The 13,805-nt window shown below is 73.4% G+C and carries 11 protein-coding genes; 3 read left to right on the forward strand and 8 right to left on the reverse strand.

The window, feature by feature from the left end; translation table 11 throughout:
* Positions 1-16: 16 nt before the first annotated feature.
* Together ABZ793_RS19405 and ABZ793_RS19410 are read right to left on the reverse strand one after the other, a co-directional pair.
* Positions 17-766: an SIS domain-containing protein gene (locus ABZ793_RS19405; protein ID WP_357458955.1), complete on the reverse strand. Its 750-nt coding sequence runs from the start codon at positions 764-766 to the stop codon at positions 17-19.
* Positions 763-1,725 (reverse strand): MurR/RpiR family transcriptional regulator, encoded by a 963-nt coding sequence (locus ABZ793_RS19410; RefSeq protein WP_350711336.1) that lies wholly within the window; start codon positions 1,723-1,725, stop codon positions 763-765. Before ABZ793_RS19410 ends, ABZ793_RS19405 begins: the two co-directional genes overlap by 4 nt.
* Positions 1,726-1,916: 191 nt before the next feature.
* Between ABZ793_RS19410 and ABZ793_RS19415 the strand changes: the two genes are divergently transcribed.
* Positions 1,917-2,906, forward strand: coding sequence for a BadF/BadG/BcrA/BcrD ATPase family protein (locus ABZ793_RS19415; RefSeq protein ID WP_357458959.1), 990 nt, complete (start codon positions 1,917-1,919; stop codon positions 2,904-2,906).
* A 374-nt stretch (positions 2,907-3,280) separates the two neighbouring features.
* Here ABZ793_RS19415 and ABZ793_RS19420 read toward each other — a convergent pair whose 3' ends face one another.
* The 3 genes from ABZ793_RS19420 to ngcE form a co-directional block, all read right to left on the reverse strand.
* Positions 3,281-4,189: a carbohydrate ABC transporter permease gene (locus ABZ793_RS19420; RefSeq protein ID WP_357458962.1), complete on the reverse strand. Its 909-nt coding sequence runs from the start codon at positions 4,187-4,189 to the stop codon at positions 3,281-3,283.
* Positions 4,186-5,094: a sugar ABC transporter permease gene (locus ABZ793_RS19425; RefSeq protein ID WP_357458965.1), complete on the reverse strand. Its 909-nt coding sequence runs from the start codon at positions 5,092-5,094 to the stop codon at positions 4,186-4,188. Before ABZ793_RS19425 ends, ABZ793_RS19420 begins: the two co-directional genes overlap by 4 nt.
* A gap of 69 nt (positions 5,095-5,163) precedes the next feature.
* The gene (gene ngcE / locus ABZ793_RS19430; RefSeq protein ID WP_357458967.1) at positions 5,164-6,582 is read right to left on the reverse strand and encodes an N-acetylglucosamine/diacetylchitobiose ABC transporter substrate-binding protein; all 1,419 of its coding nucleotides are present in this window, start codon (positions 6,580-6,582) and stop codon (positions 5,164-5,166) included.
* Positions 6,583-6,777: 195 nt separating this feature from the next.
* Between ngcE and ABZ793_RS19435 the strand changes: the two genes are divergently transcribed.
* Entirely contained in the window at positions 6,778-8,277 is a 1,500-nt protein-coding gene (locus tag ABZ793_RS19435) for an acyltransferase (protein WP_357458970.1), read from the forward strand.
* On the opposite strand, the gene ABZ793_RS19440 is transcribed toward ABZ793_RS19435, so the two are convergent.
* Both ABZ793_RS19440 and ABZ793_RS19445 read right to left on the reverse strand, forming a co-directional pair.
* The gene (locus ABZ793_RS19440; protein ID WP_357459049.1) at positions 8,249-9,739 is read right to left on the reverse strand and encodes a CoA-acylating methylmalonate-semialdehyde dehydrogenase; all 1,491 of its coding nucleotides are present in this window, start codon (positions 9,737-9,739) and stop codon (positions 8,249-8,251) included. The two genes, ABZ793_RS19435 and ABZ793_RS19440, sit on opposite strands and share 29 nt — an antisense overlap.
* A gap of 47 nt (positions 9,740-9,786) precedes the next feature.
* Complete coding sequence (locus ABZ793_RS19445) at positions 9,787-11,094, reverse strand: aspartate aminotransferase family protein (protein WP_357458973.1); 1,308 nt, start codon at positions 11,092-11,094, stop codon at positions 9,787-9,789.
* Positions 11,095-11,362: 268 nt separating this feature from the next.
* Here ABZ793_RS19445 and ABZ793_RS19450 point away from each other — a divergent pair, with 268 nt between their 5' ends.
* Positions 11,363-12,340: a hypothetical protein gene (locus ABZ793_RS19450; protein ID WP_357458976.1), complete on the forward strand. Its 978-nt coding sequence runs from the start codon at positions 11,363-11,365 to the stop codon at positions 12,338-12,340.
* Between the two features lie 68 nt (positions 12,341-12,408).
* Here ABZ793_RS19450 and murD read toward each other — a convergent pair whose 3' ends face one another.
* Entirely contained in the window at positions 12,409-13,758 is a 1,350-nt protein-coding gene (gene murD / locus ABZ793_RS19455) for a UDP-N-acetylmuramoyl-L-alanine--D-glutamate ligase (protein WP_357458980.1), read from the reverse strand.
* Positions 13,759-13,805 lie beyond the last annotated feature (47 nt).

Here is a 13,805-nt window from a genome sequence, read left to right on the forward strand (position 1 = left end):
CCTTGTGGTGTTCGGGTCAGGCGGTCCGCCGGAGACGCCCGGCGTACCGCGACTCGAGGGCGTGGTTGTGCTCGTCCCCGCCGGGGACGTTGGCGGAGAGGTAGATAGGGGGTACCTCACCGGCCTGGTGGAACCGTCGTACGACCTCGGCGGTCAGCAGCTGCGCCAGCAGCGCCGCGGTGACCGAGGAGACCGCACAGACCGCGCCGCCGCCCTCGAGCGGCAGCAGTGCGTCGCCGTACGGCGCGCCGTTGTCCAGCACGACGTCGGCGAGATCGGCGAGCCGCCGGCCCGACGGGTGCCGTGGGGCGACCCGGGCGGTGTGCTCTACCGAGGTGACCGCGATCAGCGGGTGGCCGCGGTCGGTGACCAGCGCCGCCAGCTCGACCACCGAGCCGTTGATGCCGGACTGGGACGCCACCACGAACACGTCCTGCGGCTGCGGGGCCGCCAGCGCGTAGAGCTGGTGGGCGATGGCGGGGTCACGCTCCAGCTTCGGATCGGCGAGCACGTCGCGCGGGGCGTCGCCGTGCAGCACGAGGTCGTGGATGGCGAGCCGGTTGGTGGGCACGAGTCCACCCGCCCGGGCGACCAGTTCCCCGGCGAACGCCTCGGAGTGGCCGGCGCCGAACGCCTGGAGCACCCCGCCGGCGCGCAGGCTGGTGGCGATCAGGTCGGCGGCGGCGCCGATCCCGTCGGCGCTGGTGTCGACCAGCCGGTCGAGCACCGGACGGACCGCCTCGGCGTACCCCTGGGCGCTGATCATGCGGTGGCCCCCTTGGCGGCCTTGTGCCCGTCGACGGCCTGGGCGGTGCGCCGGAAGGCCGCGTGGGCGCGGTCGTGGGTGCGCTGGGCGACGGCGATGTAGAGCAGGTCGAGCACGACCAGCTGCGGGTGCCGGGCCGACAGCGCGTCGGGGCGGAACGTGGTGGCCTGGCTGGCGGTGAGCAGCACGATGTCGGCCAGCTCGGCCAGTGGCGAGCGCGGGAAGCCGGTCAGCGCCACGGTGGTCGCGCCCCGGCTGCCGGCCTCGGCGAGCATCTCGATGGTCTCCCGGGTCTGGCCGGTGTGCGAGATGCCGAGCGCCACGTCGCCCTGGCGCAGCAGGGCCGCGCTGGCGAGGCCCTCGTGCACGTCGTTCCACGCCCAGGCCGCCACGCCGATGCGGTGCAGGCTGAACTGCATCTCCTCGCCGACGAGGGCGCTGCCGCTGGCGCCGAAGATGTTCACCCGGGACGCCCCGGCGATGGCGACGGCGGCGCGTTCGACCTCGGCGAGGTCGAGCAGCGCGGCGGTGTCGTGCATGGCGCGGGTGTCGGCGGCCATGATCTGGTCGAGCACCCGGGAGAGCGGGTCACTCGGCTGGATCTCGCGTCCGATGTCGACGGTCCAGCCCGCCGAGCGGGCCCGCCCGGTCTCGGCGGCGATGCCCAGCCGCAGGTCGGCGTAGCCGTCGAAGCCCATCGCCCGGCAGAACCGGGTGATCGTGGCCGGGGAGGTGCCGCTGCGCTCGGCCAGCTCGACGATGGTCGCCCGGGCGGCCGCCTCCGGGTCGCTGAGCACGTGCTCGGCGACCCGGCGCAGCGCCCCGGTCAGCTCGCCCGCGCCGGCCCGGACCCGCGCCAGCACACCGTCGGAGGGGACCCCGAGCGCGGCCCGCCGGTCGACCGCGTCGGCGTCGACCACCGCGGTCCCCGCGGAGATGTCCACCTCGTGATCAACCATGGGACGCCTTTCCGAAAAGATTCTTTACCGTTAGTGGTAAAAGTTCTTACTGAAGGCCCCTCCGTGTCAAGGCCGTGGGCGAAGTTTTCAAACTGTTACCTGGCGCACAGCCCGCCACAGGCCCCGGCCCTTGCCCTCCGCCGCCGGGCCGACCAGCATGAACGCGGCGTTGATCAAGGAGGTGGGTGCCGATGTCCAACACCGTCGTGGTCGGTCTCGACGTCGGAGGTACGTCCACCCGGGCGGCCGCCCTGAGCCTGGACGGGCGCCGGCTCGGCACCGGCCGGGCCGGCGGTGGCAACCCCACCAGCCACGGCGCCGAGCGGGCCGCCGGCGAACTCCTGGCCGCCCTGCGGGAGGCGCTCGCCGACGTCGACCCCACCCGGGTCCGGGCCGGCACCATCGGCCTGGCCGGGGCCGGCCGGCTGCTCGCCGACCCCGCCGGCCGGGACGCCTTCGACCGGGCCTGGCGCGACGCCGGCCTGCGCTGCCCGTACGACGTGCACGGCGACGCCCTGGTCGCGTACGCCTCGGGCACCGCGAGCCCCGAGGGCACCGTGGTCATCGCCGGCACCGGCGCGATCGCCGCACAGGTCCACGAACTGCGGCTGGACCGGGTCGCCGACGGTCACGGCTGGCTACTCGGCGACGCCGGCTCCGGCTTCTGGCTGGGCCGGGAGGCGGTCCGCCGGCTGCTGTCCGACCTGGACCGGGGCCAGGCCCCGGGGCGGCTGGCGACGGCGGTACTCACCGAGCTGCTCGGCTCCGCCGAGGTGGCGCCCCGGCCCCGGGACACCGGCGACGCACTGATCCAGGCGGTGACCCGACGCCCCCCGGTGGAGCTGGCCCGGCTCGCGCCCCTGGTGGTCACCGCCGCCGTCGACGGCGAGCCGGTCGCCCGCGGGCTGATCGACGAGGCCGCCGCCCACCTGGCGGAGAGCACCGCCCGGATCCGCCCGGCCGGCGACGCCTCCCCGATCGTGCTCGGCGGCGGGCTGCTGACCGGCGACACCCCGCTGGCCGCCGCGGTCCGGGCCGAGGTCGCCCGGCGGTGGCCGGACTCGGTGCTGTGCTCGGCGGGCGACGGCGCGGCCGCGGCGGCATGGCTCGCCGCCCGCGACCTGCCCGAGGTGACCGATCCCGGGGCCCTGCACGCCCGCCTGGTGCCACCGACCTCCTGACCGACGCCGCCGACCCGACCCCGCCGCCGTCCGCGCCGGCGGCCGGGTCGGCGGCGGTCGGCGGCCGGGTCGCGAGGCGACGTGACGTGAGGTGGGCAGCGGCGAGAGGGCGTGCGGCTCCCGGGGCGATGCCCACCCTGCCGCCGGTCGCTGTCGAGCTGCCCCGCTTGTGAGACCACCCGTCGCCCGATGCCCACCGGTCGGGGGGCGTCGGGGTCGCGGGCGGCCTGCACCGCACGGCGTGGTCCCACAGCTGGGGCAGCTCGAAGGCGAGCGCGCCCCGACCGTCGCCCTCCCGCCCGTCGGTCAGGGGCGGTCGGGCGACGGAGCGAGCCGCGCCAGCCGCCCGACCATCTGATCGGTAACGGACGCGGCTACTTGAGCTGGCCGGCGGTCAGGCCCGACTGGATCTGCCGCTGGAAGATGACGTACACGACCAGCACCGGCAGCGTGGCGATGGTCAGGCCCGCGAAGAGACCGCTGTAGTCACCCTGGTAGCCCTGGCTTACCGCCAGTGCGGTGAGCCCCTGCGCAAGCACCCACTTGGAGTCGTCGCCCTGCATCAGCACCTGGGGCAGGATGAACTGGTTCCAGTGGCTGAGGAAGTTGAAGATCGCGATGCTGATCAGTCCCGGTCGCGCCATCGGCAGCATCACCCGGAAGAAGAGCCGGAAGTGACCGCACCCGTCGATGAGCGCCGCCTCCGCGACCGCGGTCGGCAGGGTCCGGAAGAAGGCGGTGAGGAAGAAGACGGTGAACGGCAACGAGTAGGCGGCGTACACCAGCATCAGCCCGGTCCAGGTGCCGAAGAGACCGGCGTTGCGCACCACGAAGAACAGCGGCACGAGGGCCAGGAAGACGGGGAACATCATCCCGCCGACGAACAGGTAGTAGAGGAACTGCCGGCCCCGGAACTCGTAACGGGCGAAGACGTACGCCGCCGTGGCGCCCATCAGCATGGTCAGGGTGAGCGATCCGGTCACCACGATCGCGCTGTTCAGGAAGTACTGGCCGATGTGCGCCTCGGTCCAGGCACGCGCCCAGTTCTCGAACCGCAGCGCGCCGGGCAGCCCCCACGGGTCGGAGAGGATCTCCCCGTCGCTCTTGAACGAGCTGAGGAACATCCAGAGCAGCGGCAGCACGGTCAACGCGCCCCACAGCAGCAGGAACCAGTGCGAGAAGATGTTGGCGACGCCGATGTCGCGGCGGAGCTTCCGGTCCTGCGGCGCCGGCCGGTCCGCTGCGGCCGTGCCGTCGGGGGCGGTCCTGTCGAGGGTTGTCACGAGTACTCGATCCGATCACGCCGGGCGGCCCGCAGCGCCAGCGCCGCCACCGAGAGGGTCAGGAAGAACAGCACCACGCCGATCGCCGAGGCATAGCCGAACTTGCTATCGCTGCCGAACGCCGTCTCGTACATCCGCAGGCCGATGACGTCGGAGGAGAAGTTGGGGCCGCCGTTGGTCATCTGCTGGATCAGGATGAATCCGTCCAGGGCCGCGATCGCGAGGTAGATCCAGGCGACCTGCACAGTGTCCCAGAGCAGCGGGATGGTGATCTTGCGCAGGGTGGTCCACCGCGATGCCCCGTCGAGCATCACCGCCTCGTAGATGTCGCGCGGAATCGCCGACATCGCCGCGCCGAAGAGCACCACGTAGAAGCCGACGTTGCTCCAGACCATCACCGCCAGCACGCACCAGAAGGCGAACCGGGGATCACCCAGCCAGGCCGGCGTGGGCAGGCCGACGGCACCGAGGGCACCGTTGAGCAGGCCGCTGTTGGGGTGGTAGACCTCTTTCCACAGCAGGGCGATGATGACCACGGAGAGCACCTGCGGGAAGAAGTAGACCATCCGGTACACGGACGTGCCGCGTACGCCGGTCACCCCCGCCCGGCCCTTGCGACCGCCCATGCTGAGCATCGTGGCGAAGAAGAGACCGAGCACGATGGTCACCACCGGCACCACCGCGAGCAGCCACGCGTTGTTCTTGAGGGCACTCCACACCCGGTCGTCGTCCAGCAGCCTCTCGAAGTTGGCCAGGCCGACGGAGTTGGCCTCGGCCGAGTAGCCGAGCCAGTCGGTGGTCGAGATCTGGAAGGCCTGCAGGTACGGCGAGAGCACGAAGATGCCGTAGAGCAGCAGCGGTGGCACCAGGAACGTGATGATCAGCGGGTACTTGCCATGTTTCACGAGAAAGGACCTACTCCCACAGCGGTGGGCCGGTGGGGGCGGGGCGGGCCCGCCCCCACCAGCCGGATGTCACGCGGCCCGCTTGTACTTCTTGACCGAGCTGTCCTGGGCGATCGAGTCGGCGCCCTTCTGGCACAGGTCGAGGAACTCGGCCGGGCCGATCCGACCGCTGAAGAACTCGCCGCACGCGGCGTCGACGAGCTCGCGCTCCAGCTTCCGGTAGTAGTTGTTGTAGACCCAGTTGAAGCCGTTGCTGCCGGAGGCCTCCAGCGCCTTGCTCACGGTGCTGAGGCCGAACGGCAGCTCGATGCCTTCGGTCGACCCGGCCACCACGGTCAGGCTGGAGACCTTCCTGGTGAAGTCCTGGGCGCCCTTCTTCGACAGCATGACCCGGAAGTACTCCAGGCCGCCGGCGAGGTTCTTCGCCTTGGCCGGGACCATGAACGGCTCGCCGGCGGTGCCGCGGATCGCCTCGAACGGCAGCTTGTCGCCGCTGCCCAGGCTGGGCGTCGGCTGGATCGTCATGTTGAAGCCCTCGGGGGTGACCTTCTTCTGCTCGCTCTCCAGCCAGGAGCCGCAGGAGATGAAGGCGGCCTTGCCCTGGCACCACGCGGTCTGCGACTGCACGTGGTCGAGGCCCGGCGAGCCGGAAAGGATGTAGCCGTCCTTGACGATCTGGTGCCACGCGTCCGCCGCGGCCTTCATCGCGTCGGACTTCCACGCGTTGGGCTCCAGGTTGTCGATCGCGGTGGCGACGGACGCCCCGCCGAACTTGATCGCGGTGGCGATCAGCGGCCAGCTCATGTAACGGGGGTGCTTGCCCGCGTACGTCCACGGCGCGATGCCGGCCGCCTTGATCTTCTTGCACAGCGCGATGTGCTCGTCCCAGGTCTTGGCGTACTCCCAGCCCCGGTCGGCGAAGAGCTTGGTGGAGTGCCAGATGCCGTAGGCGGTGTAGGTGTAGTTCATCACCATGAACTTGCCGTCGTACGAGCCGACCTCGACGGCGCCCGGCAGCAGCGTGTCCTTGACCGTCTTGCCGGGGATGTCGAGGCTCGGGGCGGTGAGCAGCTCGCCCAGGTCGGCGATGGCGTTCTGGGAGACCAGGCCGTTGAAGTCGATCTGGTCCTTGCCGGAGTTGTTGACCACGTCGGGCGGGGTGCCGTCGACGAAGCGCGGCTGGAGCGTCTTGCCGATCTCCTGCGTCGCCGAGTGCTTGATCTTCGCCTTCGGGTACTTCTCGGTGTACATGGCCTCGTGGGCCTTCGCGTACTCCTCGCCGAAGCCGCCGTTGAAGATCACCACCTCGAGGGGCGCGTCCTCCTTGACCCCGAGCGGGTTCTGCTCGCTCTTGGTGCCCTTGTAGGTGCCGGCGTCGCCCTTGTCGTCGCCACCACCTCCGGTGGCGCAGCCGGCGAGCAGGCCGGCGGCAGGGGTGGCCAGCAGGCCGGCGGCGGCGCTGCGCCGCAGGATGTCACGCCTGTTCATGGTCTCTCCTCGGATCGGGTCCGGGCGGGCGCCGGATGGGGGAAGGCGGCCGCCGCACGAGGCGCAGGGGGAAGTTGTCTTCAGTTTGTTAGTTGTTGCTGAAGAATTTCTACGGCAGTAACCGGCGGACTTCAAGACCGCACACCGAACCGTTATCACCACCGGTCGCTTCGCGCCTGACATACCCTCGGGGCCATGCGCCGTCTGCGGCAACTCGCCGCACACACGCCGGCCGGTCGGGAACGCTACGTCGACCTGCTCCGGGCGCTCGCGATCGTCATGGTCGTGCTCGGCCACTGGTCGGTGGCCGCCATCGGTGAGGACCCTACCGGCCGACCGACGGCCCGCTCGGCGCTGCCGGACCTGCCCTGGGCGTACCCGCTGACCTGGGTGGCCCAGGTGATGCCGGTGTTCTTCCTGGTCGGCGGCTACGCCAACGCCGCCTCGCTGACGGCCCGCCGGGCGGCCGGCGGCGACGCCGTCTCCTGGCTGCTGGACCGCGGCGCGCGGCTGCTGCGCCCCACGACCGCGCTGCTGCTGGTGATCGCCGCCAGCTCCGCCGTCGCGTCGCTGGCCGGCGTCGAGGCGACGCTGGTGCGTACCGTCGCGTGGTTCGCCACCATCCCGCTGTGGTTCCTCGCGGCCTACCTCGTGGTGGTGCCGCTGACCCCGGCGATGTACGCCCTGCACCGGCGCTTCGGCCTGCTCGTCCCGCTCGCGCTGGCCGCGCTGGTCGCCGCGGGCGACCTGGGGCGCGCGCTGGGGCCGGCCGAGCTGGCGCTGCCGAACTACCTCTTCGGGTGGCTGGCCGTCCACCAGCTCGGCTTCGCCTGGCGCGACGCCCGCGCCGAGCCGCCCGGACGCCCCGACGCGCCCGCCCGCCCCGACGCGCCCCCGCGGCGCGGCGTCCGGTCCCACCGGCTGCCGCTGTCGCGACGGGCCGGCGGGACGGCACTGCTGGGCGGGCTGGCCGCGACGGTGCTGCTGACCGTCGGGCCGTACCCGGTCGCCATGCTCAACGTGCCGGGCGAGCGGCTGGACAACGCCGCGCCGCCCAGCCTCGCGCTGCTGACCCTGACCACGGCCCAGCTCGGGCTGATCCTGCTACTGCGCGACCCGGCGGAACGCTGGCTGCGCCGCTCGCGTCCCTGGCAGGCGGTGATCGCGGTGAACGCGGTCGTGCTCACCGTCTTCCTCTGGCACCTGACGGCCGCGATCCTGCTGGTCGGCGCGCTGGACGCGGCCGGGGAGCTGCCGACCCCGCCCGTGGGCTCGGCCGCCTGGCTGGCCTGGCGGGTGCCCTGGGTGCTGATGCTGGCCGTGGTGCTGGCCGCCCTGGTCGCCGTCTTCGGCCCCGTCGAGGCCCGTACCGGCCCGACCGGCCGCGCTCGGGACCGCCGGCGGGCCGACGGCGGCGGGACGCCCGCCCAGGGCCCGGGGCCGACCGGCCGGCCGCACGACACCGGCCGGCCGCACGACACCGGTCAGCCGGCCGGTCCGGGGTGGCGGGGCACCGCCCGCGCCGCGGTCACCGCCGCCGGTTTCGCCGCCGTGGTGTACGCCCTGGTCGTCAACGCCGAGACACCGAAGTCGGCCCCCGAGCCGCTGGGGGTGCCGGCCTCGGCGCTGGCGGCGTACCTGGCCGGGGCCGGCGCCCTGCGGCTGCTCAGGTCTGGGTGGGGAAGCCGAGGTTGACCCCGCCGTGGTGCGGGTCCAGCCAGCGGCTGGTCACCACCTTGCCCCGGGTGAAGAAGCGCACCCCGTCCTCGCCGTGCGCGTGCAGGTCGCCGAAGAGCGAGGACTTCCAGCCGCCGAAGGAGTAGTACGCCATCGGCACCGGGATCGGCACGTTGATGCCGACCATGCCGACCTCCACCTCGTGCTGGAAGCGCCGCGCCGCGCCGCCGTCGTTGGTGAAGATCGCCGTGCCGTTGCCGTACGGGTTGGCGTTGACCAGGTCCACCGCCTCGTCGTACGAGCCGACCCGCACGACGCCGAGCACCGGGCCGAAGATCTCGTCGGTGTAGATCGACATGTCCGGGGTGACCCGGTCGAACAGCGTCGGGCCCAGCCAGAACCCGTCGGCGTCGCCGTCGGGCTCGACGTCGCGGCCGTCGACCACCGGCACCGCGCCGGCGGCCACCCCGGCCGCGACGTACGAACGGACCTTCTCGGCGTGCGCGGCGGTGACCAGCGGGCCCATGTCGCAGCCGCGCCGGCCGTCGCCGGTGCGCAGCCGGGCCATCCGCTCGGCGATCCGGGCGACCAGGGCGTCGCCGACCGGCTCCACCACGACCAGCGCCGAGATCGCCATGCACCGCTCCCCCGCCGAGCCGAACCCGGCGTTGACCGCCGCGTCGGCGGCCAGGTCCAGGTCGGCGTCCGGCAGCACCACCATGTGGTTCTTCGCGCCGCCGAGGGCCTGCACCCGCTTGCCGGCGGCGCTGCCGCGCTGGTGGACGTACCGGGCGACCGGGGTGGACCCGACGAACGACACCGCCTTCACGCCCGGGTGGTCCAGCAGTGCGTCGACGGCCTCGGCGTCCCCGTTGACCACGTTCAGCACCCCGTCGGGCAGGCCGGCCTCGGCGAACCACTCGGCCAGCAGCAGCGCCGCGCTCGGGTCCTTCTCGCTCGGCTTGAGCACCACCGCGTTGCCGCAGGCCACGGCCACCGGCACGAACCACAGCGGCACCATGACGGGGAAGTTGAACGGGGAGATCACGGCAACCACGCCGAGCGGCTGACGCAGGCTGTACGAGTCGACCTCGGTCGAGACGTTCTCGCTGAACCCGCCGCGCAGCGCCGAGGGGATGCCACAGGCGTACTCGATCACCTCCAGGCCGCGCTGCACCTCGCCGGCGGCGTCCGCGAGCACCTTGCCGTGCTCGGCGGTGATCACCTCCGCGAGCTGGTCGCGGCGGGCGTTGACCAGCTCGCGGAAGGCGAAGAGCACCGCCGTCCGCCGGGCCAGCGACGTGTCCCGCCAGGCCCGGGCCGCGCGCTCGGCGGCCTCCACCGCGACCGCGACGTCCGCCGCCGAGGCCAGCGCCACCTGACCGGTACGTCGCCCGGTGGCCGGGTCGAAGACGTCCCCGTGCCGGGCCGACGCGCCGCCGAACCGCTTGCCGTCGACGAAGTGCGACACCGTGGACAGGTCCGTGGTGGTCGCCCTGTCCATGCCGGGCCCGCCGTTCGCGGCGGTCACGCCGCCACCGTCGCCGCGGCGCAGGAGCGGATGGCGTCGACCATGACGGCCAGGCCCTCGCGGGCCTCGTCCTCGGTCAGCGTCAGCGGCGGACCCATCCGCAGCACGTTGCCGTACAGGCCGCCCTTGCCGACCAGCAGCCCGCCCGCCCTGCACGCCTCGAGGATCCGGACGGTCAGCGCCGGGTCCGGCTCCGCGGTGCCCGGGCGGACGAACTCGACGCCGAGCATCAGCCCCTTGCCGCGTACCTCGGCGACGCAGTCGAGACCGCCCACGGCGGCGCGCAGGCCGTCGGCGAGGATCGCGCCGGTGCGGGCCGCGTTGGCCTGCAGATCGTGGTCGAGCAGGTAGTCCAGCACCGCGTTGCCGGCGGCGGTGGAGACGGGGTTCCCGCCGAACGTGCAGAAGCTGATCGCCGGCACGGACTCCAGCACCTCGGCCCGGCCGACGACACCGGCCAGGGCGAAGCCGTTGCCGATGCCCTTGGCGAAGGTGAGCAGGTCCGGGGTGACGCCGTGCGCCTGGTAGCCCCAGAAGTGCTCGCCGGTGCGCCCCCAACCGGTCTGCACCTCGTCGGAGACGAACAGGATGCCGTGCTCGTCGAGCACCTTCTTCCAGGCGGCGAAGAGCCCGTCCGGCGGGTGCACGAAGCCGCCGACGCCCTGGATCGGCTCGGCGATCAGGCAGGCCACGTCGCCGGCGGTCTGGGTGGCGAGCACCTCGCGCAGGTCCTCCACCGCCGCCTCGACGCGCTGCGTCTCGTCGAGCCGCGCGAGCAGGCCGCGCAGCCGCTCCCCCGAGTGCAGCCAGGCCACCTGGAGCGGGTTGAGCGCGCTGGCCGACCAGCCGCGGTTGCCGGTCACGCCCATCGTCGCGTACGACCGGCCGTGGTAGCTGTTGCGCACCGCGAGGATCTGCGACGAGCGGCGGTGGTTGGTGGCGAACAGCAGCGCCGCCTCGTTCGCCTCGGTGCCGGAGTTGGCGAAGAACACCCGCGCGTCCGGGATGCCGGAGAGCTGCGCGACCTTCTCGGCCAACTCGACCTGCTGCCGGATGAGGTAGAGCGTGGAGCTGTGCACGATGCCGGTGCGGATCTGCCGCTCGACCGCCTCCCGGATCTCCGGGATGTCGTAACCGACCATCGAGGTGAGCACGCCGCCGAAGAAGTCCAGGTAGGTGCGGCCCCGGGAGTCGGTGACCCGGCGGCCCGAGCCGGAGACCAGCTCGATCGGCTCGTCGTAGTAGAGCGGCATCCAGGACGGGAGCACGGCCCGGTGCCGGGCAAGCAGATCGTCGGCGGTCATCGTCGCACCCTCTCAGCGGCGTTGGCGGTAACCCGCACGCTCTCATCACCAGGCGGCAGGGACAACTGTCACTGTGTAGCGCAGCGGCGGGTCCCGCCTGACAGCGCGTCAACCTCGGCGCTGCGGTTTCCGGGGCCGGGACGGGCCAGCGCCCGGTTTTCGGTGGCCGATGCGGGCTGACACGACTCATTCCGCATCCGGTGCGTCGGTCCAGGATGACGCGCCGTCCCTACCGGCTCCGGCACCCGGCCGCCGGTACGATCCGGCGGTGCGGATCGGGGAGGTGGCGCTGCCCACCGGCGCGGCGGGCAGCGGCGCCGGGGAGATCACGGCCGGCGTACGGGCCTGGGTGGACTCGGCGCCGCTGCGCGCCCTGGTCGGGCACTTCGGCGGCGACTGGCCGGGCGGGGACCTTGCGGCCGTGCTGGCCGGCCTCGACGAGTTCTCCGCCCGGCACTGGGACTTCCGGGGCGGCCGGGAGCGCCCCGACGCCCGGGAACCCGCCTTCGACCCGACCACCGCCGGCCTGGTGCTCGGCGCCGCCGCCGCGCTCGGCCTGGTCCACCCGGTGCCGCCGGCCCGGTCCGAGTACGCCCACCTGGTGGTGCTGGGCGGGCTGTCGAACGCCTGCCAGCGCCGGGTCGCGTACGCGGCGCACCTGCTGCGCGCCGGCACCCGGGTCGCCGGCGAGGTGGCCGTGCTGGGCAGCTTCCGCCCGCTGTCCGAGGTGGAGTGCGCGGGGCTGGCGGCGGCCGGCGTCCCGCCCTGCGGCACCGAGGTGGAGGCCCTGGACGCGGCGGTGCGGCGCGAGTTCGGGATGGCCGCCCCGGCCGAGGAGGACGGTCACGACGGCGGCCATCCGCACCACTCCTGGTCGTCGCGGACCTACCGGCCCGCGGGCGGCCCGCCGGTCCGGGTGCTCGCCGCCCCGTCCAGCGATCCCGCGCGGCGGCGGGCGCACACCGCCGACACCCAGCGGTTCTGGGCGGAGCACGTCCACCTGCGCACCGGCGACCCGGTGCTCATGGTGACCGCGCCGATCTACGTGCCGTTCCAGCACTGCGACGCGCTGCGCACTCTCGCCGTGCCGTACGGCTGCGGGATCGAGACAGTCGGCGTCGACCCGACCCTGCCCGACCTCGCCGGGTTGCCCGAGCCCACCCTCACCCCGGGCCGCTACCTCCAGGAGATCCGCTCGGCGATCCGGTCGATGCGCGCCCTGCACGCCGCCCTCGTCGCGGCCTGACCGGCCGCCGGGCGCCGGGACGGGGAGACCAGGCGCCGGGCGCCGGAACGCGCTCCGCGCCTCGGCGGTCAGCCGGCGGCGGTGTCCCGGACGGCCTGGGCGAAGACCTCGGAGCGGTGCTCGAAGTTGCGGAACCGCCCGTAGCTGGGCGCGGCCGGGGAGAGCAGCACCACCCCGTCGGCCGGGGTCAGCCCGCGGGCCAGCCGGACCGCGTCCACGAGGTCGTCGACCACCTCGGCGCGTACCTTCGGCAGACCGGCGAGCGCCTCGACGATCCGGGCGCCGCTGTCCGGGATGCCGATCACGGTGATCTCGCGCTCCGCGAGGTGCTCGCGCAGCGGCGTGTAGTCCAGCCCCCGGTCGGTGCCGCCGACGATCACCGTCAACGGCCGCCCCTCGTACGCGTCGATCGCGTGCATCGCCGCGTACGGGCTGGTGGCGAGGGTGTCGTCGACGAAGGTGAGGCCGGACGGGTCGACGATCTCGGTGAGCCGGTGGGCCAGCCCCTGGAACCCCGCCACCGCCACCGCCAGGGCGTCCTTGCGGGCCACCACGTCGACGCCGAGCGCGTCGAGCACCGCGAGGGCGACGCAGAGGTTGCCCTCGTTGTGCCGGCCGACCAGCGGCAGCACCGCACGCGGGAACAGCGGCCGGTCGCCGAGGTGGAACCAGGGCGTGCCGTCGGGGCCGCCGGCCACGTGGGCGGTGTCGGGCAGGCCGGCGCGTACGGCCGCCCGGTCGCCCAGCTCGAGGGCGAGTCGCGGGTCGGCGCCGTTGACCACCACGGTACGCGGCCCGTGCGCGAGGAGGTTGAGCTTGTCCCGGTAGTACTCGGCCTCGCCACCGTGCGCGTCGAGATGCTCGGGGAAGAGGGCGGTGACCACCGCCACCCGCGGCGAGTCGGTCAGGTCGCTGCACTGGTAGCTGGAGAGCTCCAGCACGTACAGCTCCGCCTCCGGCAGGTCCAGCGTCGGCACGCCGATGTTCCCACCGAAGACGTTCGGCCGGTCCACGGCGGCGAGCAGGTGGCTGATCAGGCTGGAGGTGGTGCTCTTGCCCTTGCTGCCGGTGACGCCGACCGTGCGCTCGGCGTGGTCGGCCATCCACAGGGCCGTGCCCTGGGTGACGGTCACACCACGCCGACGCAGCTCCACCAGCCACGGGTGGGTCTGCGGCACGCCGGGCGAGCGGACCACCACCTCGGCGGCGGCCAGCCGGGCGAAGCCGTCCTCGCCGGTGACCAGCGGCGCCGCCTCGGCCAGGGGCCCCTCCCAGGGCAGACTGAGGAAGTTGGCGCTGTCGTCGACGGCGACCAGGTCAGCCGGGCCGTGCGCGGCGATCGCGATCACGGCGGCCCGGCCCTCCCGACCGGCGCCCCAGACGGCGACGGTACGTCCGCGCAGGTCAGACAGGCGCACAGGCTCTCCTCAGGGGGTGTCGGCGGGCGAGGCAGGGGCGGGTCCGG

Origin of the sequence: Micromonospora sp. NPDC047465, assembly GCF_040643125.1 — a bacterium.
Classification (GTDB): Bacteria; Actinomycetota; Actinomycetes; order Mycobacteriales; family Micromonosporaceae; genus Micromonospora.